This is a genomic window from Photobacterium sp. BZF1, assembly GCF_014349205.1.
Lineage (GTDB): Bacteria > Pseudomonadota > Gammaproteobacteria > Enterobacterales > Vibrionaceae > Photobacterium.
The window spans coordinates 21,363-40,450 of record NZ_JACSOF010000050.1 but is presented as its reverse complement, the minus strand read 5'-3'; the positions used below and the strand labels follow the sequence as shown (position 1 = coordinate 40,450).

The window sequence follows — 19,088 nt, the reverse complement described above, 5'->3', positions numbered from 1 at the left end:
ACCACCGTATACTTTTGACAAAGTAGTACAGATAGCAGCAGTTAGAGTAGTTTTACCGTGGTCAACGTGGCCGATAGTACCAACGTTAACGTGCGGTTTCGTACGTTCAAATTTTTCTTTAGACACGATCGTGTTCCTTCCTAGTTATGATACGCCCCACCGAAATTTTTATGGGACGCGTCAGAAGTTGCTATTTTATGCGCCAACAGCCATTGGCGCAATATAGATCTTGCGATTAACCACGCTCGGCGATGATTGCATCGGCGACATTCTTAGGAACATCAGCGTATTCGCTGAATTCCATCGAGTATGACGCACGACCCTGGGTCGCTGAACGCAAGTCGGTTGCGTAACCGAACATTTCCGAAAGCGGTACTTTGGCACGGACAATCTTCAGGCCAGCAGGGCCTTCGTCCATACCTTCGATCATGCCGCGGCGACGGTTAAGGTCACCAACAACATCACCCATCCAGTCTTCCGGAGTGGTTACTTCAACCTTCATCAATGGCTCAAGAATTACAGGTTGTGCTTCTAGCGCACCCTTCTTGAAAGCCATAGAACCGGCAATCTTAAATGCCATTTCGTTGGAGTCAACGTCATGGTAAGAACCGTCGAACAGGGTCGCTTTGACATCCAATACAGGATAGCCAGCCAGCACACCGTTGTTCATCTGCTCTTCGATACCTTTGGCAACAGCACCAATGTACTCTTTCGGTACCACACCACCAACGACTTCGTCCACGAACACGAAACCTTCATCAGGCTCCGATGGTTCGATTTTCAGCCATACGTGACCATATTGACCGCGACCACCAGACTGGCGTACAAATTTACCTTCCACTTCCGTTTTGCCACGGATAGTTTCACGGTAAGCCACCTGAGGTTTACCAACGTTACATTCAACGCTGAATTCGCGCTTCATACGGTCAACGATGATATCAAGGTGAAGTTCACCCATGCCTGAAATCAGAGTCTGGCCAGATTCATCGTCGGTTTCGACGCGGAAAGATGGATCTTCTGCAGCCAGTTTACCCAGTGCAATACCCATTTTCTCTTGGTCAGCCTGAGAGCGAGGCTCTACAGCGATTTGAATTACTGGCTCTGGGAATTCCATGCGCTCTAGAACCACTTTGTGGTCCTGGTCACACAGGGTGTCACCGGTGGTGACATTCTTCAGGCCAATCGCCGCAGCGATATCACCCGCGCGGATTTCCTTAACTTCTTCACGCTTGTTCGAGTGCATCTGTACGATACGACCGAAACGCTCGCGTTTTTCTTTTACTGAGTTGTAGACGGTGTCGCCTGAATTTACAACTCCAGAGTAAACGCGCATGAAGGTCAAGGTTCCAACGAATGGGTCGGTCGCGATTTTGAACGCTAGTGCTGAGAATGGTTCGTCATCACTAGAGTGGCGCTCAACTTCGTTACCCGCTTCGTCTTCACCGCGGATAGCTTTCACTTCCGTTGGCGAAGGCAGGAATTCAATCACTGCATCAAGTACAGCCTGAACGCCTTTGTTTTTGAATGCTGAACCACAGGTTGCCAGCACGATCTCATTCGCTAGCGTACGCTGGCGAAGACCGGCCTTGATTTCCGCTTCAGACAGTTCACCTTCTTCAAGGTACTTGTCCATCAGCTCTTCAGTTGCTTCCGCAGCTGATTCAACCAGGTTCTGACGCCATTCCTCAGCAAGCTCAACCATGTCAGCTGGAATGTCTTCATAGGTAAATGACATACCCTGATCATCTTCATTCCAGTTGATGGCCTTCATCTTGATAAGGTCAACAACGCCTTTGAATTCGTCTTCAGCACCGATATTCAATTGAATTGGCACTGGGTTCGCACCAAGACGGTTTTTGATCTGGTCAACAACGCGAAGGAAGTCGGCACCAGCTCGGTCCATCTTGTTTACGAAAACCATACGCGGTACTTCGTACTTGTCAGCCTGGCGCCAAACGGTCTCAGACTGAGGCTCAACACCTGATGAACCACAGAAAACAACAACAGCACCATCAAGCACACGCAATGAACGCTCTACTTCGATAGTAAAGTCAACGTGTCCTGGGGTATCGATGATGTTTACGCGGTGCTCAGGGAACTGAGCTTCCATACCACGCCAGAAGGTTGTAGTTGCAGCAGATGTGATAGTGATACCACGCTCCTGCTCCTGCTCCATCCAGTCCATGGTAGCTGCGCCGTCGTGAACCTCACCAATTTTGTGAGATAAGCCTGTATAGAACAGGATACGCTCGGTAGTTGTTGTTTTACCGGCGTCAACGTGAGCACAAATACCGATGTTACGGTAGCGCTCGATAGGCGTTTTACGAGCCACGGCAGTATCCTCTTACTAAGGGAGTCCTTAGAGTATGGTTTAGGCGCGACAAGCCAAGCTTGCCGCGCCCTATTTGTATTACCGGGGTGATTACCAGCGGTAATGTGCGAACGCTTTGTTCGCGTCTGCCATACGGTGAACGTCTTCACGTTTCTTAACAGCAGAACCTTTGTTGTCAGCCGCATCAAGCATTTCGCCTGCTAGACGCTGAGCCATAGATTTTTCACCACGCTTACGCGCAGCTTCAACCAACCAACGCATAGCTAGTGCGTTACGACGTACTGGACGTACTTCTACAGGCACCTGGTAAGTTGAACCACCCACACGGCGAGACTTAACTTCTACCGCTGGACGTACATTTTCAAGAGCTTTTTCAAAGATAGCTAGGTGTTCTTCACCAGAACGCTCAGCCATTGTTTCTAGTGCAGAGTAAACAATTTTCTCAGCAGTAGATTTCTTACCGTCAACCATTAGGATGTTAACGAATTTTGCCAGCAATTCAGATTTGAACTTTGGATCTGGAAGGATCTTACGCTGACCGATTACGCGACGACGTGGCATGGATATTCTCCGTTGTCTTCTTCAGGTTATCCAAAACTTTTCAGTTTCTTCAAAAATTAAATAATTTTAGTGTTTGGCCTTACTTAACGGAATCCATTAAGACTTAGGACGCTTCACACCGTACTTAGAACGACCTTGTTTACGGTCATTAACGCCTGCACAGTCAAGTGCACCACGAACAGTGTGGTAACGAACACCCGGAAGGTCTTTAACACGACCACCACGGATTAGAACAACTGAGTGCTCCTGAAGGTTGTGACCTTCACCGCCGATGTACGATGTTACTTCGAAGCCGTTTGTCAGACGTACACGACAAACTTTACGAAGTGCTGAGTTAGGTTTTTTAGGAGTAGTAGTGTATACACGAGTACATACACCACGCTTCTGTGGGCACGCTTCTAGTGCAGGCACGTTGCTTTTTACAACTTGCTTAGCACGTGGCTTACGTACCAACTGGTTAATAGTTGCCATTAAATAGCTCCTGAAATATTACTTTCGTAAATGTGAAAAATCTGCCTCCCAACAACAGGAGGACGCGAAATTTTAGGCATCGCACCCAAGGGTGTCAAGATGTAACCAGCGATCAATCAAATGATTATTTCTTAATCAACCTGATATCCACGGGTTTTCCAAGGTTTGAGAATGCCTGTTAGGCCCACTTCATTTGCGTTTCGCAATCAACAGTTAAGCCAACAAAGCCTTTATAATCAACAACATTGACTTCAAGCTTAAGCTTATCCTGCAATCCGCGAGCAGCTAAATCCTCTGCCAGTAAATAAATTTTCACGCCGGCATCTTGAAACGAAAAAATTGGGCTATTTTCAACCGTAGCAGCGATAACTGCGTCTTGGATCAGCAAAATCGAGTCATTTTGGCTGATCACCGCAGCCGATTCATCAAATGCTCGGGACTGAAATGGGGAGCGGGTAAAAATATGGAGCATACAGAGCCTCACCGAGAAAGGGCTTAGAATGCCAGCACGCGCTGGCAGGCATGCAAATGGCCGGAAAACTCATCCGCCTCGCAGGCAATAACATCGATCAGCAGATCGTCTGTCGTTAGTCCGCGAGCCTGCAAAGACTGGCTGCAGACATAAACCTGTTCGATGTCATAGAGTTCAAGCATCTTGAAGGTAGCGATATAGTCGCGGGATAAAATGCCTTTTGGCTGCTGGCAGTCCAGTAACTGGTAAACACCATCGCCATGGAAGAACAGCGAAATATCTTCGCTGTAGGCGGAGGTCGCCAATACCGCGTCAAGGCCTTCACGACCCGAAGCAGTACCATGAGGGGCATGGCGGAATACAAAACCTAGAGTTGTCATGATTATCCTGTTAAAACTGAATAACGCGATCGGCGGTCAGCATGGCTTCGGCCAAACCACCCAACCCTGCCTGCTCAAAACCCTCCGCCAAATTACTGCTTGCCAGTTGGTTCTGTTCGGCTTCCTGGGGGCTGATGATCCCGCGGCGCAATGCTGCAGCCACACAGGTTTGCAGCTCAGTGCCATGAACCTGTGCCAATTGCTGCCAAGCAGCCACTAGGTCAAATTCATCCGAAGCCGGTGCCGTCAGGGCTGAGCCGTTATGCACCCCGTCTTGATAGAAGAACACCCGGGTCAGGCGGTGGCCCTCAGCCAGTAGTGCATCGGCAAATTGGTAGGCCGTCCGTGCCGATTGGGTCCCGTAGGCCGGGCCTTCCACCACCAGCACATAGTTCAGGCTCATTTTTCGCCATCCTCGGTCTTGCGCTGGCGGATGTAGAGGTAGACCGTATGCTTGGAGATATTAAGGCGGTCTGCAACCCGGTTGATCGCATCTTTAATGTCGAAGATACCTTTGTCGAACAGCTCCATCACGATCTGACGGTTCTTAGCGTTGTTCGATACATTCTTATCGGCGTTGATTTCTTCGATGGTACGCTCAACGGTCTGGTCCACCAACTCGTCAACATCACTGGCAAAGTTAACGCTTGATGCCGCCTGCTTGGCTTCATCGGTCGGCATGAAGGATTGCAAGATCTGCGAAAACGGTGCGTCGAGGTTTACGTTGATACACAGCAGGCCGATGATATCGTTGTCGCCGTTGCGGATTGCAATGGTGATCGACTTCATCAAGTCGCCGCCCTTGGCACGGGTGAAGTAGGCACGGGAGAAGTTACGCTCCGAGCCTTCGATGTCACGTAGCATGCGTAGGGCAAGATCGGTGATTGGCGAACCTACTTTACGCCCAGTATTTTCACCATTGGCGATCTTGATTGCAGAGGTGTTGAGATCGGCCAATGAGTGCAGCACGATTTCACAGAATGGACCAATCAAGGCAGCCAAGCCGTCTACAACGGCCTCGTATGAACGAAGAATAATGTAATCGTGCTCGCTAAAAGCACGCGGCTCAATCAAGTCACTCTCAACCATCACATCTGAGCCAAAGTTTTCAGTAGATACCACGCGTCTATCTTCCTTGCTGTTGCCCATTCTATTTCACTTCTGCGCCACAGAAATGGGAAAAAATAAATAGAATGGGCTATGCCTCACCGGGAAAGAAAATTTCACGGCGATTGATAAAATTTCAAATCTTGCTTGCAAGTTTATCAGATTTCGGACAGTTGCCTGAACATTTTCACACCATATACAACTAGAATGATAAAAAAACCCAGCCGAGGCTGGGTTTTTTAACTCTTCCTAAATCGCAATATTGCTGCGGGCAGGATTACTGGGCAGCTTCAACCTCTGCTGGCTGATCCGCTTTTACGATATCAAGAAGTTCTACTTCGAATACCAGCGTAGAATTAGCAGGGATACTTGGGTTCGCCTGAGAACCGTAGGCTAGCTCTGGCGGGATAACGAAGGTGAACTTAGAACCCACCGGCATTAGCTGGACACCTTCAGTCCAACCAGAAATAACCTGGTTCAGTGGGAAGGTTGCTGGCTGGTTACGTGCGTAAGAGCTGTCGAACTCAGTACCGTCAGTTAGCATACCTTTGTAATGTACTTTTACTGTATCCGTTGCTGCTGGCTTGTCGCCTTCACCCTCAGTCTCAACCTGGTAAAGCAGGCCTGAGTCAGTTTTCACCACGCCGTCTTTCTTCTCAAACTCAGCACGGTAGTCTTCACCAGCCTTGATGTTCTTCTCAGCTTCTTCCTGTGCTTTTTGCTGTGCAATTTCAGACACACGCTGATCCAGTGCCTGAAGCGCCTGCTGGGTCTCTTCCTGCGTTAGGCGGCTCTTGTCGGCAAATACATCGGTCACACCCGCTAGTACTTGCTCTTTGCTTAGCTCCAAGCCCAACTCTTTCTGCTGGTCTAGGTTCGCAGCCAGGTATTGTGCCAGAGAAGCACCAATAGCATATGCGGCTTTGTCATCTTCAGTTGCGAATGTCGCCGGTGCGGCTTCAGCTGCCACCTGCTCTACTTTTGCAGGCTCTGCCGGTTTTGTTTCTGCTGCTTTTTCATCTTGGCAGCCTACAGCTAGCAGGATCGTTGCAGCCAAAACAGACATCTTCAGAACAGGTTTCATGTATTTCTCCATTTTAAACTGAGGCGATGCCTCAAAAATCAGTCGCCAGCCTTTTCAACGTGCGGTATGAAAAGCACTGTAGATCAATATACTAATATACGTCTTATGGATGCACAGCACGGGCAGTGCATTCATAAAAATTAACACTATGTGTTAACCAAGTGGAACCAGACCTTAATGCAAACAAAAAGATACGTGCCTTTTTTCATTTTGGCACTTTTCATCCTCACTGGCTGTTTTTTTTCCGGTACAGAGCTCAATCGCTGGAACTTGGCTCCAGAAGGTACCACCAGCTTCAGCCTCAGTCGGGACGGGCGTTTTGCCCTCTACCACTCAGCCCAACAAGGTATCGTGCTGTGGGACTTACAGCAAAACAAAAAGTTAGCTGAGTTTGGTTCTCAAGATCCATATCACAATACAGTGCTGAGCAGCCAGATTTCCGATAATGGGCGTTATGCCATTACTGCAACCGCACAAAACTTTGCAGTGTGGGATTTAGCCTGGGGGCAATCCGAGGGCCTGTGGTCGATTTCCGACGGCCTTATCCGTGATGCCGCTATCGCCAACAATGGCCAGCATGTGCTATTGGCACTGTCCAATAGTAAAGCCCTGTACGTCGACTTGGGCAGCGGAAGGCGACTAGAGTTCCTTGCCCACCGAGAAAAAGTCAATTCCGTCGCTATTTCTGCCAATGGTCGTTATGCCCTGTCGGGTGGCAATGACCATTCCGCCTACCTGTGGGATACCCAGAGCGGCCAGATCATTCAGCAGTTCGAACACCAGAGCCGGATCAGCCGGGTGGCACTGCAACGGGATGGTAAACTGGCGATGACAGCCGATGGTAGCAACGACATTACTATCTGGGACCTACAAAATGGTGAGCAAGTCTCCTCACTGGCTGTTAGGCTCCGCCAGCAAATCCTATCCAGTGCCCGTTTCTCCGATGACGGCAAGCTAATCGCTACCGGTACTCCTGCCCGCCGGATCGAACTGTGGGATACCCAGAGCGGTGATAACCTAGGTCGCTGGGAAGCGGCAGCCAAACAAGATACTCGACCACCCGCTGCGGTGGTGTATGATGTGGCCATTACACCCGACGGTCAGGTGATCTCGGGGACGTCAGCAGGTATCGCCCAGCAATGGACGACGGAATAACGCAATGAAAGAAATCGAACAGCTACAGGCCCGTATCGACGAGCTTGAAATGAAGCAGGCTTTCCAGGAACAAACCATCGAAGACCTCAACCAGGCCCTGACCGAGCAACAGTTCCTGATTGACAAGATGCAGACCCAGTTGAAGTTCATGGTCGGCAAGGTGAAGGGAATGGAACCATCCAACCTGGCCAACGAGTCGGAAGAGACACCGCCGCCGCATTATTGACCGGGCAAGTGGTACTGGGTTCGCGGTCCTAGGTCCTTGGTGCTGTGGTGCTGTGGTGCTGTGGTGCTGTGAAAATTTACTATGCCGGTAGGGAGTGAATATTCTCCATACGTATTGAGCTAAATTTCAACCCTAGACTAGAAAAGTATGAGCTTTACTGCTCTTCCATAGGGCCATAGAACCTCAGGGCCATCCCAAAATGCATCAAAAATAAAAACGGGAAGCCAATGCCTCCCGTTTTTGATCACTTAATCATTAAGAATGATTAGTGCGAGCAGCCGCAGCCGCCTTTTTCTTCGCCGCCGCAGCAGCCTTCTTCTTTCTCACCGTGGTCGCCGCAGCTACCGCCACCACAGCAGCCGCCACCCTGGTGGATGTGGCCGTGAGCGATTTCTTCTTCAGTCGCAGCGCGAACAGCAACAACTTCTACGCCGAAAGTCAGAGTTTGACCAGCTAGCATGTGGTTGCCGTCGACAACAACGTGGTCACCGTCAACTTCAGTCACTTCTACAGGGATTGGGCCCTGATCAGTGTCTGCTAGGAAACGCATGCCTACAGTGATTTCGTCTACGCCCTGGAAAACGTCAGCCGGTACACGCTGAACCATCGCATCGATGTGCTCGCCGTAAGCTTCTTCTGGAGCAACTGTCACTTCAAACTTGTCGCCAGCTTCACGGCCTTCAAGCGCCTTCTCCAAACCTACGATCAGGTTGTTGTGGCCGTGTAGGTAATCAAGAGGTGCTTCAGTTGTCGACTGGTCAACAACAACGCCTTCTTCGGTCTTAACTTGGTAAGCCAGGCTTACTACGATGTCTTTAGCGACTTTCATGTTTACTCCAATTTTGAACTGGGTATCAAAGGATTTCGCCCGCATGATACCGGATAATGGCAGCAAGATGCCAATATTCTGTTTAAAGGCTGTTCAGCCTACTTAGTCCTCGGGTTTGAATATCCCGATAACCTGTTGTTTGGTTTGCGAAGAGAGTTGATCGCTCTGCTCGACGGACTGGGGGGCCCTGGTATCGGTATGGCCGCAGGATACACATTCAACCCGCTCAACCTCATTTTCCTGCCACCAGCGCAATGTATCCTGCTGACTACAGCTTGGACAGACTGCACCGGCGATAAACCGTTTCTTGGCCATGCTTTCGCTCCTTGCCACTATGTTCGTTGATGTCACTAATATTTAAGGACTGGTCAATCCCAGCCGTTATGACGCTCCCGCTCTCCCCGCATTTCCCTATCAAAGATCTCTTCAAGCTCTTTGCGCGCTTCACGTGCCCGAGTTGCCAGATGGACATCTTCCGAGTGTTGCGGCAACAGATCTCTCAGAGCGGTGGTATCCAAGCGGCGGAAATGGGCTTCAGCCCGCTTGGCCTGATAGGGGTGCATACCCAGAGATATGAGGGCCTGGCGGCCCAAATCAAGGGCACCTGCAAAAGTTTCACGGGAAAAGTTCTCGACGCCATGGCTAAGCAGCTGGTGAGCTTCAACCCGGCTGCGGGCCCTTGCCAGTACTTTGAGGTTGGGGAAATATTGCTGGCACAAGTCAACCACTTCCATCACCTCGTCGGGCTCATCGGTACAGATGATGATGGCTTCTGCCTTATCTGCCCCAGCGGCACGCAGTAATTCCAATTGGGTGGCATCACCGTAATACACCTTGTAGCCGAATTTACGCAGGAATTGGATCTGGCTTGGATCCCGCTCCAGTACCGTCACCCGGATTTTATTGGCAAACAGCAATCGCCCTACGACCTGACCGAAGCGACCGAAACCGGTGATAATCACTCGCGGTTCACGGTCTATCACGTCTGATTCTAGCTCAGCCTCGGCTTCCGCCTTGAAGGTGTAAACAAACCACTTATCCTGCAGCAGCAAAATAAGCGGCGTCGTCATCATCGACAGGCTCACGACCACCAGCAGGAACGCTGACAGTTCTCCACCCAAAAGCCCCTCGCCCATTGCGGCGGTAAACAGGACAAAAGCGAACTCTCCCCCTTGGCTAAGGATCGCCGCCATCTGGCTGCGTGATTTGGCTCGGGTACCAAAAATACGTGCCAGCCCATACAAAATAAAACCTTTGATACTAATTAGGGCAATGACGGCTAGCAGGATCTGCAATGGGTATTGCAACAGTAGCCCGAGGTTGACCGCCATCCCCACCGAGATGAAAAACAGGCCCAGCAACAACCCTTTGAAAGGCTCAATGGCAATTTCCAGCTCATGGCGGTACTCACTCTCGGCCAGCAATACCCCGGCCAAGAAAGTACCGAGCGCCATCGACAGCCCTAGCGACTGCATTCCCAGAGCAATACCGATCACCAGAAGCAGGGCCGCGACATTGAACAGCTCACGCACACCGCTCATCACCACCCAGCGGAACAATGGCCGCAACAGGAAATGACCGCCGACCAACAAGGCAAGGATCCCACCTATCATCCAGGCAAAATCAATCCAGCTACCACCGCCCCCCCCCGCTAAGACCGGCAGTATCGCCAACATAGGGATCACGGCAATATCTTGGAACAGCAAAACCGCAAACCCGGACTGACCGGTTTCGCTCCCGCCGAGGTTCTGCTCTTCAATAACACGTAAGGCAATCGCCGTTGACGACAACGCCAACCCCATCCCCACCACTAGCGCATCACGCCAAGACACCGCAGGCAACAATGACTGGCCGGCCAGCATCAAAACCAAGGCTGCAATCACCAAACTGGTGACCACCACCTGGCTACCGCCCAGCCCCAAAATAGGCTTGCGCATCTGCCACAGCTTCTTGGGGTTTAGTTCAAGGCCTATCAGGAACAGCAGCAGTACCACACCGAATTCGGAGAAATGGAGAATGGCATCCACATCAGAAATCAGCCTCAGCCCCCACGGGCCAATAGCGATCCCCGCCAACAAATACCCTAAAACAGAGCCCAGCCCCAAACGTTGGGCAATCGGCACAGCCACCACCGCTGCGGCAAGGAACACGACACTGACCGACAATACATCACTCGCCATACTTCGCTTCCTCCATCAGGGCCATTGGCGCTTCCAGCCACTGACGATACTCTTCGGCATGTTGTTCACGTTCCCCGGCAGGTATCCGTCGGGCCCAGTGCAACACCAACGGCGGCAGCCACTTCATCCGGCACAGCATGGCACTCAGTTCGAACGGGCGGAGGATTTCATCAACGCTGCAACGGTTGTAACCGTCTGGGGTATATGCCTCAGCCGCCCCGCCAGTGGTGATCACCGAACGCCAATACTTACCCTGGGTTTGGGTGCCTTCACCGTGGGCAAACCCTTTGCTCAAGACGACGTCTATCCACTCCTTAAGCAGTGACGGGCAGGAATACATATAAAGCGGGTGCTGGAAGACGATGATGTCGTGATCCCGGACTAGCTCGCGTTCAAAAGTAATGTCGATAAAGAAGTCGGGATAGGCCGCATAGAGGTCATGGACCGTGACATGGGGGAGCCGGCTGATCGCCGCCAGCATGGCGCGGTTAGCAACCGATGCCTCCGGATCGGGATGGGCATAAAGTACGAGTATGCGTGGAAGTCCTTTTGCTAACATAGCATTCCTTGTTACAACAGCAAAATATGCCTATTTCGCCATGGGTTACAACTTTTTATTAACCTATATCAACATAATACATAATTGCAGGCAAAGAGGATCGATTAATCGCCTCCCATTGCCACCTTGTTTGTTTTTTCTTCCGCTATGGCAGGTATTAGCGGTCACCGCCGCTTTGCGGTAGACTCCGCACTTATTTCTTGCATTTAGTTTTTGCGGAGCGGGGCACCCCCGGCACAGTCAATGATCACTTTTTCCGATATCCAACTTCTACGCGGTGGCAAGATCCTGCTTGACCAAGCCACGGCGACTATCCACCCGGGCGACAAAGTCGGTCTGGTCGGCAAAAATGGCTGTGGTAAGTCCACTCTGTTTGCCCTGCTTAAGCATGAGCTGAGTGTCGATGCCGGTAACTGCCAGTACCCAGCAAACTGGGAGTTGGCTTGGGTTGCCCAGGAAACCCCTGCCCTTGAGCGTGAGGCACTGGAATATGTCATTGACGGTGACCGTGAATACCGCCAATTGGAAGCAGATCTACTTGCTGCCGAGCAAGCAGACAATGGTACCAAGGTTGCAGAATTGCATGGCAAGCTAGAAGCCATTGGTGGCTACAGTATCCGTGCCCGTGCCGCCGAACTGTTGGACGGTTTGGGTTTCTCGCAGGAACAAATGCAATGGCACCTAACCCAATTTTCGGGTGGTTGGCGTATGCGCCTCAACCTTGCCCAGGCCCTGCTTTGCCGCTCAGACTTGCTGTTACTCGATGAACCAACCAACCACTTGGATCTCGATGCTGTCATGTGGCTGGAAAAATGGCTACAAAGCTACCGTGGCACGCTGGTATTGATCTCGCACGACCGTGACTTCCTTGACCCTATCGTCAATCGGATCATCCATATTGAAAACCAGACCATGAACAGTTACACCGGTAACTACTCATCGTTTGAAACCCAGCGGGCGGAAAAGCTGGTGTTGCAACAGGCAATGTACCAGAAGCAGCAAAAGCAAATGGCCCATATGCAATCTTACATAGACCGCTTCCGTTACAAGGCCAGCAAGGCCCGTCAGGCCCAGAGCCGGATCAAAGCCCTAGAGCGGATGGAAAAAGTGTTACCGGCCCAGTTCGATAACCCCTTCAGCTTCGAGTTCCGCGAACCCAGCGCCCTGCCGAACCCAATCCTGATGATGGATCAGGTGGCGGCGGGTTACGGTGACAACCTGATCCTTGAAAAAATCCGGTTGAACCTGGTGCCGGGTAGCCGAATTGGCCTACTCGGCCGCAACGGCGCCGGTAAATCGACCCTGATCAAGATGCTGGCTGGCGAACTGCCAGCCAAGGCCGGGGAGCTCGCCTACTCACAGGGTGTGAAGATTGGCTACTTCGCCCAGCACCAGCTTGAAACCCTGTATATGGACGATACCCCGGTCCAGCATATGGCGCGTATAGCCCCGCAGGCTACCGAGCAGCAGTTACGTGACTACCTCGGAAGCTTCGGCTTCCTAGGCGACAAGGCATTGGAAAAAGTCGGCCCATTCTCCGGTGGGGAAAAGGCGCGTCTGGTACTGGCCCTTATCGTATGGCAACGCCCTAACCTGCTGCTACTCGATGAACCGACCAACCACCTGGATCTCGATATGCGCCAGGCCCTGACACTCGCCTTGCAGTCCTATGATGGCGCAATGGTCATTGTCAGCCACGACCGTTTCCTATTGCGGGCGACAACCGATGACCTTTACCTCGTTCACGACCGTCAGGTCGTCCCGTTCAACGGTGACCTCAACGATTACCACAAATGGTTGACCGAGCAGCAGCGCAACGAACGCCGAGAAATGCAGGCCAGCAAGCCGGAAGTGACCAAAGACAACAGCGCCGCTTCGCGCAAAGAACAAAAGCGTCTGGAGGCAGAGCTGCGCAAGCTGACAGCCCCGATCCGCAAGAAAATCACCCAGCTTGAAACCAAGATGGACAAGCTCAATGCCGCTATCAGTGATGCCGAAGCCAAACTCAGTGACAGCAGCATTTATGAGGCGGAGAACAAAGCTCTGCTGAATGAACAGCTACAGATCCAGGCGGATGCCAAGTCATCGCTGGAAGAGGTAGAAATGGAGTGGATGGAGCTACAGGAAGAACTGGAGTCAATGGAGCAGCAACATGCCCCTGAATGATGAGCCTTGCCGTCATGGTTCGAAGCGCGACCCGCTGAGCCATGATGCCTTCTGGCAGTTTAGCTACACTCACTACTTTAAGGCGGACGTTGAGGCCGCCTGCCTGGCCCTGCAAACTTTCCACAGCGGGAGCGTCAACCTGGCCCTGCTAATGATCTGGCTCGATGCGCAGTCTATTGACCTGACACAGGAACAACGGCAGCAACTCGAGCAGAGCCTCAAACCGACTGAGGGCCTGCTCGAACGCTACCGCCACATGCGCCGCTCGTTGAAGCCCCAGCTAGATAGTGACGGATACGAGCAGCTCAAAAACTTCGAGTTGCAAATGGAGCGCCAGCAACAGCACGACTTGATTGCGACGTTAAACCAAATGCCGCTCCGCCACGTAGCAGAGCATGTATCCGGTGCAAACCTTGCCCGCTATTGCCATCGCCTGGGGGCTGTGGCATTGATAGATAAACTGATGGCGAAATAGAACCACTTCGAGGAACCGTTATGACAATGGCTTTCCAGCCAGCCAAAGGGCTAGCAAACCCCCACCTGCAAACCCTGCTGCCGCGCTTTTTGCGTCGCAAGCCATTGTTCACTCCCCTCACCCAGCGGATTGAAACGCCTGATGGTGATTTCCTCGACTTAGCCTGGACAGCGCCTGTTGCCGATTGCCACCCCGAGCAGCCGGTGATGATCCTGTTCCATGGCCTTGAAGGCAGTTTCCACAGCCCCTATGCAAATGGGTTGCTCCATGCCGCCAAGCAACAAGGCTGGCTCGCGGTAATGATGCACTTTCGCGGCTGCAGTGGCGAGATGAACCGCATGCCGCGTAGCTACCACTCGGGGGAAACCAGCGACGCCCGTTTCTTTATCCAGTGGTTGCGCCAACAATTACCTACCCAGCCCTTTGTCGCCGTCGGTGTGTCGCTTGGGGGTAATATGCTGGTGAACTACCTAGCAGAAAGTGGGGAGCACTCCGAACTCTCCGCCGCTCAGGTGATTTCTCCGCCGTTGGATCTCGCTGCCTGCTCGGAAAGGATCCAGCAGGGATTCTCCAAAATCTACCAGCAATACCTACTCGGCTCGATGAAGCGTAACCTGAGCCGGAAAATCGCAGCCCTGCCTGGTGATATGCCGGTATCAAGTGAAGTCGCAGGGCAACTGCAAACCCTGTGGCAGTTTGACGAACACGTCACAGCGCCGCTACACGGCTTCAAAGATGCCGCCGATTATTACCAGCGCTGCAGTGGCCTGCCCCGCCTTGCTGACGTGGCCGTTCCACTTAGGGTGATCCATGCCAAGGACGACCCGTTCATGACCGAGGCGGTGATCCCCACAGAACCGCTGCCGCCACACATCCAATACGATCTCTGCCAATACGGCGGCCATGTCGGGTTTGTCACCGGATCATGGCGCCAGCCGGATTTCTGGCTCGAGAAGACGGTACCGGAGTGGTTTAAACAGGCGATAGGCGATAGGCGATAGGCGATAGGCGATAGGCGATAGGCGATAGGCGATACAAAGATTTAGCTAAAGCGCTAATGAGATCAAGCTTCTTGCTCTGTGCTCTTCCAGGGGCCATTCGCCGCTAGCCGCTGGCCTTGCGCTTTCCCCCTCTACAACTGATGCATTTGCCAATATAATTGCCCTTACCATCCGATACAGAAAAGCCGTAACCATGAACATCCCCTGGCAAGACCTTGACCCTGATACCCTGACTAACATTATCGAGCATTTCGTATTGCGCGAAGGGACTGACTATGGCGAGCGCGAGTTGTCACTGGCCGCCAAGGTTGACCGGGTACGCAAGCAACTGCAAAGCGGTGAAGCGGTGATTGTGTATTCCGAACTGCACGAGACTATCGATATCAAATCCAAACGCCAATTGGGCCAAAGTTAACCTTGCCCCGAACTCTGTAGACCCGGCATTTTTGACATCCTGGCTTGACCTTACCGCCCAGCCCTGTTAATAACTCTTTCCGTTAATGTTAACGACAGGGTTTGTCATGTCTGCAAAACACCCCATTATTGCAGTAACAGGGTCCTCGGGGGCGGGAACGTCTACCACCTCCGAAGCATTCCGTAAGATGTTCAATATGATGAGCATCAATGCTGCCTGGCTTGAAGGTGATAGCTTCCACCGCTTCACCCGTCCGGAAATGGACGTCGAAATCCGCAAGGCCAAAGAACAAGGCCGCCATATCAGCTATTTCGGCCCCCAAGCCAACGATTTCCCATTGCTGGAAACTTTCTTCCGCCAATATGGCGAAGACGGTAGCGGCCAGTTCCGCCGTTACCTGCACACGTTTGACGAAGCCGTACCGTATAACCAGATGCCAGGGACATTTACCCCTTGGCAAACTCTGCCTGAAAATACTGACTTGCTATTCTATGAAGGCCTACACGGTGGTGTGGTCGATGGCGAGGTCAATGCCGCCCAGCATGTCGATCTGCTCATCGGCATGGTGCCGATTGTCAACCTCGAATGGATCCAGAAGATCGTCAGAGATACTCGGGATCGTGGTCACTCCCGCGAAGCCGTAATGGAGTCAATCGTGCGCTCGATGGACGATTACCTCAACTACATTACCCCGCAATTCTCCCGCACCCATATCAACTTCCAGCGGGTCCCGACGGTCGATACCTCGAACCCATTCAGTGCCAAGGCCATCCCTAGCCTGGATGAAAGTTTCGTGGTGATCCGTTTCCGAGGCATCAAAAATGTCGACTTCCCTTACCTGCTGTCAATGATCCAAGGGTCATTCATGTCGCGCCATAACACCCTCGTGGTGCCCGGCGGCAAAATGAGCTTTGCGATGGAGTTGATTATGCGGCCGCTGATCCAGCAGCTGATTGATACAGGAAAGATTGGGTAAGAGCGCCGGCGATAGGCGATAGGCGATAGGCGATAGGCGATAGGCGATAGGCGTGATTTTCCCATTGCCTCTGGCCCATCGCCATCTTTTGCCGCCGAATTACTCTTCCACCACCTCGTACGAGTGGGTCATCTCGACGCCTTCACCCAGCATCAGGCATACCGAGCAGTATTTCTCAAGCGAGTCGGCAACCGTCTTGGCTACGATGACTTCATCCAGACCCATCCCCGTGACCACAAAGTGCAGGTTGGCCGTAGTGAAAATACGCGGGGCCTGCTCACGGCGCACCGAGTTGATTTGCGCTTCACAACCAGTAATTTTCTGGCCTGCTGACTTGAGTCCGTCAACCACATCCACCGAGCTACATCCACCCGCAGCCATCAAAACCAGTTCCATTGGGCTTGGCGCTTTTTCGCCACCATTCCCGTCCATCACCACGCTATGACCGGAATTTGACTGTCCAAGAAAGGTCATATTTTCGACCCATTTCACTCGTGATTGCATTGCTTTCTCCTTACAACTTTTACGGGGTTTCGGCACTTGTTAGCAACTGTGTGATCATGTGCACACTTATGACTACAAAATGGCCTTTTCACATAGATCAATATCAAGAAAAGCGCGCCGAAAAAAGATAAAATCTGAACTAATTATTCACGTGAGCTTGCAGCCCAGCGGTTGACTGAATATCCTAAACGACGAACTAATTATGGTTAGGCCCAGCCGCATTTTGAAGGACGTCGTTGTTGGGCAACAAACGCAGAGGAAGTTAGTAATATGGTTCCAGGTAAACCTCAAACAGATCCAACTCTAGAGTGGTTTCTTTCCCATTGCCACATTCATAAATACCCTTCAAAGAGTACTTTGATCCACGCGGGTGAAAAAGCAGAGACGCTCTACTACATCGTCAAAGGTTCTGTTGCGGTCCTGATCAAGGATGAAGAAGGTAAGGAAATGATCCTGTCTTACCTAAACCAAGGTGACTTCATCGGTGAATTAGGCCTATTCGAAGAAGGCCAAGAGCGTACCGCTTGGGTTCGTGCTAAGACCCCTTGCGAAGTCGCAGAAATTTCTTTCAAGAAATTCCGCCAGCTTATCCAGGTAAACCCAGACATCCTAATGCGCCTATCTGCGCAAATGGCTAGCCGCCTACAGGTGACAAGCCAGAAAGTTGGTGACTTGGCATTTCTGGACGTAACAGGCCGTATCGCACAGACTCTATTGAATCTGGCTAAGCAGCCAGATGCAATGACCCACCCAGACGGTATGCAAATCAAGATCACTCGTCAGGAAATCGGCCAAATCGTTGGCTGTTCCCGTGAGACTGTAGGTCGTATCTTGAAGATGCTGGAAGAGCAGAACCTGATTTCTGCCCACGGCAAAACAATTGTTGTTTACGGTACGCGCTAAGCCGTTAGCTCTCCGTAATACACACCAATATCTAAAAGCCGCCCTGTGCGGCTTTTTTATTACCCGCAGCGCTCCCATTTCATGCTTTCAGGGCATTACTGTCTACCGCATCACTGTTTTTATGCTTGTATCTGGCTCGCTTGGTGCTACATTGTGCATATCAACCTCATCACCTGTAATGGAATACCGGTATGGACATCGAACGCTTTTCACCGCATAGCACCCACCACTTACATCGCGGCGTTATTTCGCCCCTGCCCGATACTATTGAAATGACCGGGTTCAGTGACAGTCGCCATTACCTTGAACAGCACGAAAAGGTGAAGCGCCACACGCCGGAATCCCATTTGGGCTACCCGCTCGACAGCCTCAAGCATTAAAACCGTTAAGTTCAGGCCTATGGGGACCAAATATTAAAAAGGCCGATGGCAATGGTTGCCGTCGGCCTTTTTGTTCCCAGTGAAAAACCGAACCGGTAAAAGAGTGGCTAACTGGCGTCGGTACTTTCGAAGATCTTGTCTGCCGATGCTTCGACAAAGCCGGTATATAGCTCACCGTCTTCTTTCGGGTAGCGCTTGGCAAACTCATAGAAGCCACCGGGAATGGTATAGACACCATCGGTAAAGCCTACTTCCACCCTGTCGGCCATGGTCGACGACTGCTCAAGCATCACCTCGGGGCTACCTTTGACCTCACCACCGCCGCTGTTAATCTCGAAGCCGTTATGGCGCAGCAGGTGATTGACCTCGGCAACTTCGGTAAATTGCTCAAGCTGGTTAATGCTCACTGTAAAGTGGTTGGCGCCGAAGCCATGGGCAGCTAACCAGCCGGCATACTCGCTCTCTGCTGCCAACAGTTCATAGGTCGCGTAGTCCAAATCCCATAACCGCCCGCCATAGAGGAAGGCCGGATCATGCATCGCTTGCTCGGGGACCTGGTTAACCAGATCCCTGACCGTTTGCTGCAGCAAAGAACTGAACTGCCCGACCATCAATTCACTGATAAACACTTTAGGAGCTAACGGGTTGGGGTGCTCGAAGTGTTCGGCATACAGTTTCTTGGCCTCGAACTTGTAGCGGCCGCAAGGCTTGTAGCCAATCGCGATGAACGGGGCTGCCAAACGGTCGAGGCCGACCATTGGCAAATTAAACGTCCGCAGCGCAATATGGTCATTGAGCAGCGGCTCTTCTTCGGTCAGCAGATCATGTACCTGGGCCGCTGACGGGCACAGGCGCTGGATATAATCCTGCCACAACCCGGAAAATAGTTGCTCTACCCTTTCCATGTGCTCG

General features: G+C 51.8%; 24 protein-coding genes. 9 read left to right on the top strand and 15 right to left on the bottom strand.

Annotated features, from left to right (window positions below):
* The 9 genes from BIZ37_RS13130 to fkpA all read right to left on the bottom strand — a co-directional run.
* Nucleotides 1-126: GTP-binding protein (locus tag BIZ37_RS13130; RefSeq protein WP_230856459.1), on the bottom strand; the 126-nt coding region annotated here is incomplete at its 3' end.
* A 109-nt stretch (nucleotides 127-235) separates the two neighbouring features.
* Nucleotides 236-2,332, bottom strand: coding sequence for an elongation factor G (gene fusA, locus BIZ37_RS13125; RefSeq protein ID WP_107299049.1), 2,097 nt, complete (start codon nucleotides 2,330-2,332; stop codon nucleotides 236-238).
* 90 nt (nucleotides 2,333-2,422) lie between these two features.
* Nucleotides 2,423-2,893 carry a 30S ribosomal protein S7 gene (rpsG, locus tag BIZ37_RS13120; protein ID WP_036818327.1) on the bottom strand — a complete coding sequence of 157 codons (471 nt, stop codon included), beginning with the start codon at nucleotides 2,891-2,893 and terminating at the stop codon, nucleotides 2,423-2,425.
* Between the two features lie 96 nt (nucleotides 2,894-2,989).
* The gene (rpsL, locus tag BIZ37_RS13115) at nucleotides 2,990-3,364 is read right to left on the bottom strand and encodes a 30S ribosomal protein S12 (RefSeq protein WP_004399892.1); all 375 of its coding nucleotides are present in this window, start codon (nucleotides 3,362-3,364) and stop codon (nucleotides 2,990-2,992) included.
* A gap of 178 nt (nucleotides 3,365-3,542) precedes the next feature.
* Nucleotides 3,543-3,836, bottom strand: coding sequence for a sulfurtransferase complex subunit TusB (gene tusB, locus BIZ37_RS13110; RefSeq protein ID WP_187461884.1), 294 nt, complete (start codon nucleotides 3,834-3,836; stop codon nucleotides 3,543-3,545).
* A gap of 23 nt (nucleotides 3,837-3,859) precedes the next feature.
* Nucleotides 3,860-4,216: a sulfurtransferase complex subunit TusC gene (tusC, locus tag BIZ37_RS13105; protein ID WP_187461883.1), complete on the bottom strand. Its 357-nt coding sequence runs from the start codon at nucleotides 4,214-4,216 to the stop codon at nucleotides 3,860-3,862.
* Nucleotides 4,217-4,226: 10 nt separating this feature from the next.
* Nucleotides 4,227-4,619: a sulfurtransferase complex subunit TusD gene (gene tusD, locus BIZ37_RS13100; protein ID WP_187461882.1), complete on the bottom strand. Its 393-nt coding sequence runs from the start codon at nucleotides 4,617-4,619 to the stop codon at nucleotides 4,227-4,229.
* Entirely contained in the window at nucleotides 4,616-5,338 is a 723-nt protein-coding gene (locus tag BIZ37_RS13095) for a transcriptional regulator (RefSeq protein ID WP_107299092.1), read from the bottom strand. Before BIZ37_RS13095 ends, tusD begins: the two co-directional genes overlap by 4 nt.
* A 262-nt stretch (nucleotides 5,339-5,600) precedes the next feature.
* A complete protein-coding gene (gene fkpA, locus BIZ37_RS13090; RefSeq protein WP_107299045.1) occupies nucleotides 5,601-6,407 on the bottom strand; it encodes an FKBP-type peptidyl-prolyl cis-trans isomerase in 807 nt (268 codons plus the stop codon).
* A gap of 177 nt (nucleotides 6,408-6,584) precedes the next feature.
* On the opposite strand from fkpA, the gene BIZ37_RS13085 reads away from it, so the two are divergent.
* The gene (locus BIZ37_RS13085) at nucleotides 6,585-7,562 is read left to right on the top strand and encodes a WD40 repeat domain-containing protein (protein ID WP_187461881.1); all 978 of its coding nucleotides are present in this window, start codon (nucleotides 6,585-6,587) and stop codon (nucleotides 7,560-7,562) included.
* Nucleotides 7,563-7,566: 4 nt separating this feature from the next.
* Entirely contained in the window at nucleotides 7,567-7,788 is a 222-nt protein-coding gene (locus BIZ37_RS13080) for a SlyX family protein (RefSeq protein WP_187461880.1), read from the top strand.
* Between the two features lie 265 nt (nucleotides 7,789-8,053).
* Here the strand turns inward: BIZ37_RS13080 and slyD are convergent, their stop codons facing one another.
* The 4 genes from slyD to kefG all read right to left on the bottom strand — a co-directional run bounded on the left by slyD (nucleotide 8,054) and on the right by kefG (nucleotide 11,356).
* A complete protein-coding gene (gene slyD / locus BIZ37_RS13075; RefSeq protein WP_187461879.1) occupies nucleotides 8,054-8,617 on the bottom strand; it encodes a peptidylprolyl isomerase in 564 nt (187 codons plus the stop codon).
* Between the two features lie 102 nt (nucleotides 8,618-8,719).
* Nucleotides 8,720-8,932, bottom strand: coding sequence for a YheV family putative zinc ribbon protein (locus tag BIZ37_RS13070; RefSeq protein ID WP_107299043.1), 213 nt, complete (start codon nucleotides 8,930-8,932; stop codon nucleotides 8,720-8,722).
* Nucleotides 8,933-8,985: 53 nt separating this feature from the next.
* Nucleotides 8,986-10,797 carry a glutathione-regulated potassium-efflux system protein KefB gene (kefB, locus tag BIZ37_RS13065; protein ID WP_107299042.1) on the bottom strand — a complete coding sequence of 604 codons (1,812 nt, stop codon included), beginning with the start codon at nucleotides 10,795-10,797 and terminating at the stop codon, nucleotides 8,986-8,988.
* The gene (gene kefG / locus BIZ37_RS13060; protein WP_187461878.1) at nucleotides 10,787-11,356 is read right to left on the bottom strand and encodes a glutathione-regulated potassium-efflux system ancillary protein KefG; all 570 of its coding nucleotides are present in this window, start codon (nucleotides 11,354-11,356) and stop codon (nucleotides 10,787-10,789) included. Before kefG ends, kefB begins: the two co-directional genes overlap by 11 nt.
* 243 nt (nucleotides 11,357-11,599) lie before the next feature.
* Between kefG and BIZ37_RS13055 the strand changes: the two genes are divergently transcribed.
* The 5 genes from BIZ37_RS13055 (at nucleotide 11,600) to BIZ37_RS13035 (ending at nucleotide 16,389) form a co-directional block, all read left to right on the top strand.
* Nucleotides 11,600-13,522 (top strand): ABC transporter ATP-binding protein, encoded by a 1,923-nt coding sequence (locus BIZ37_RS13055; RefSeq protein ID WP_187461877.1) that lies wholly within the window; start codon nucleotides 11,600-11,602, stop codon nucleotides 13,520-13,522.
* Nucleotides 13,509-13,997: a TIGR02444 family protein gene (locus tag BIZ37_RS13050; protein ID WP_187461876.1), complete on the top strand. Its 489-nt coding sequence runs from the start codon at nucleotides 13,509-13,511 to the stop codon at nucleotides 13,995-13,997. Before BIZ37_RS13055 ends, BIZ37_RS13050 begins: the two co-directional genes overlap by 14 nt.
* Nucleotides 13,998-14,023: 26 nt before the next feature.
* Nucleotides 14,024-14,998: a hydrolase gene (locus BIZ37_RS13045; protein ID WP_370577354.1), complete on the top strand. Its 975-nt coding sequence runs from the start codon at nucleotides 14,024-14,026 to the stop codon at nucleotides 14,996-14,998.
* Nucleotides 14,999-15,191: 193 nt separating this feature from the next.
* Nucleotides 15,192-15,413: a YheU family protein gene (locus BIZ37_RS13040; protein WP_107299037.1), complete on the top strand. Its 222-nt coding sequence runs from the start codon at nucleotides 15,192-15,194 to the stop codon at nucleotides 15,411-15,413.
* Nucleotides 15,414-15,519: 106 nt separating this feature from the next.
* A complete protein-coding gene (locus BIZ37_RS13035) occupies nucleotides 15,520-16,389 on the top strand; it encodes a phosphoribulokinase (RefSeq protein WP_107299036.1) in 870 nt (289 codons plus the stop codon).
* 99 nt (nucleotides 16,390-16,488) lie between these two features.
* Here the strand turns inward: BIZ37_RS13035 and BIZ37_RS13030 are convergent, their stop codons facing one another.
* Complete coding sequence (locus tag BIZ37_RS13030) at nucleotides 16,489-16,893, bottom strand: OsmC family protein (protein ID WP_187461874.1); 405 nt, start codon at nucleotides 16,891-16,893, stop codon at nucleotides 16,489-16,491.
* Between the two features lie 270 nt (nucleotides 16,894-17,163).
* On the opposite strand from BIZ37_RS13030, the gene crp reads away from it, so the two are divergent.
* Both crp and BIZ37_RS13020 read left to right on the top strand, forming a co-directional pair.
* Nucleotides 17,164-17,796 carry a cAMP-activated global transcriptional regulator CRP gene (gene crp, locus BIZ37_RS13025; RefSeq protein ID WP_036801200.1) on the top strand — a complete coding sequence of 211 codons (633 nt, stop codon included), beginning with the start codon at nucleotides 17,164-17,166 and terminating at the stop codon, nucleotides 17,794-17,796.
* A gap of 191 nt (nucleotides 17,797-17,987) precedes the next feature.
* On the top strand, nucleotides 17,988-18,176 hold the full coding sequence (locus BIZ37_RS13020; RefSeq protein ID WP_187461873.1) for a hypothetical protein: 189 nt from the start codon (nucleotides 17,988-17,990) through the stop codon (nucleotides 18,174-18,176).
* 107 nt (nucleotides 18,177-18,283) lie between these two features.
* Here BIZ37_RS13020 and BIZ37_RS13015 read toward each other — a convergent pair whose 3' ends face one another.
* The gene (locus tag BIZ37_RS13015; protein ID WP_187461886.1) at nucleotides 18,284-19,081 is read right to left on the bottom strand and encodes a DUF1338 domain-containing protein; all 798 of its coding nucleotides are present in this window, start codon (nucleotides 19,079-19,081) and stop codon (nucleotides 18,284-18,286) included.
* Nucleotides 19,082-19,088: the final 7 nt, after the last annotated feature.

What these genes read in the sequence shown, in the direction of transcription:
- rpsG (WP_036818327.1), bottom strand. Translation starts at nt 2,893, where the DNA reads ATGCCACGTCGTCGCGTAATCGGTCAGCGTAAGATCCTTCCAGATCCA.
- rpsL (WP_004399892.1), bottom strand. Translation starts at nt 3,364, where the DNA reads ATGGCAACTATTAACCAGTTGGTACGTAAGCCACGTGCTAAGCAAGTT.
- tusB (WP_187461884.1), bottom strand. Translation starts at nt 3,836, where the DNA reads ATGCTCCATATTTTTACCCGCTCCCCATTTCAGTCCCGAGCATTTGAT.
- tusC (WP_187461883.1), bottom strand. Translation starts at nt 4,216, where the DNA reads ATGACAACTCTAGGTTTTGTATTCCGCCATGCCCCTCATGGTACTGCT.
- tusD (WP_187461882.1), bottom strand. Translation starts at nt 4,619, where the DNA reads ATGAGCCTGAACTATGTGCTGGTGGTGGAAGGCCCGGCCTACGGGACC.
- fkpA (WP_107299045.1), bottom strand. Translation starts at nt 6,407, where the DNA reads ATGAAACCTGTTCTGAAGATGTCTGTTTTGGCTGCAACGATCCTGCTA.
- BIZ37_RS13085 (WP_187461881.1), top strand. Translation starts at nt 6,585, where the DNA reads ATGCAAACAAAAAGATACGTGCCTTTTTTCATTTTGGCACTTTTCATC.
- BIZ37_RS13080 (WP_187461880.1), top strand. Translation starts at nt 7,567, where the DNA reads ATGAAAGAAATCGAACAGCTACAGGCCCGTATCGACGAGCTTGAAATG.
- slyD (WP_187461879.1), bottom strand. Translation starts at nt 8,617, where the DNA reads ATGAAAGTCGCTAAAGACATCGTAGTAAGCCTGGCTTACCAAGTTAAG.
- BIZ37_RS13070 (WP_107299043.1), bottom strand. Translation starts at nt 8,932, where the DNA reads ATGGCCAAGAAACGGTTTATCGCCGGTGCAGTCTGTCCAAGCTGTAGT.
- kefB (WP_107299042.1), bottom strand. Translation starts at nt 10,797, where the DNA reads ATGGCGAGTGATGTATTGTCGGTCAGTGTCGTGTTCCTTGCCGCAGCG.
- kefG (WP_187461878.1), bottom strand. Translation starts at nt 11,356, where the DNA reads ATGTTAGCAAAAGGACTTCCACGCATACTCGTACTTTATGCCCATCCC.
- BIZ37_RS13055 (WP_187461877.1), top strand. Translation starts at nt 11,600, where the DNA reads ATGATCACTTTTTCCGATATCCAACTTCTACGCGGTGGCAAGATCCTG.
- BIZ37_RS13050 (WP_187461876.1), top strand. Translation starts at nt 13,509, where the DNA reads ATGCCCCTGAATGATGAGCCTTGCCGTCATGGTTCGAAGCGCGACCCG.
- BIZ37_RS13045 (WP_370577354.1), top strand. Translation starts at nt 14,024, where the DNA reads ATGGCTTTCCAGCCAGCCAAAGGGCTAGCAAACCCCCACCTGCAAACC.
- BIZ37_RS13040 (WP_107299037.1), top strand. Translation starts at nt 15,192, where the DNA reads ATGAACATCCCCTGGCAAGACCTTGACCCTGATACCCTGACTAACATT.
- BIZ37_RS13035 (WP_107299036.1), top strand. Translation starts at nt 15,520, where the DNA reads ATGTCTGCAAAACACCCCATTATTGCAGTAACAGGGTCCTCGGGGGCG.
- BIZ37_RS13030 (WP_187461874.1), bottom strand. Translation starts at nt 16,893, where the DNA reads ATGCAATCACGAGTGAAATGGGTCGAAAATATGACCTTTCTTGGACAG.
- crp (WP_036801200.1), top strand. Translation starts at nt 17,164, where the DNA reads ATGGTTCCAGGTAAACCTCAAACAGATCCAACTCTAGAGTGGTTTCTT.
- BIZ37_RS13020 (WP_187461873.1), top strand. Translation starts at nt 17,988, where the DNA reads ATGGACATCGAACGCTTTTCACCGCATAGCACCCACCACTTACATCGC.
- BIZ37_RS13015 (WP_187461886.1), bottom strand. Translation starts at nt 19,081, where the DNA reads ATGGAAAGGGTAGAGCAACTATTTTCCGGGTTGTGGCAGGATTATATC.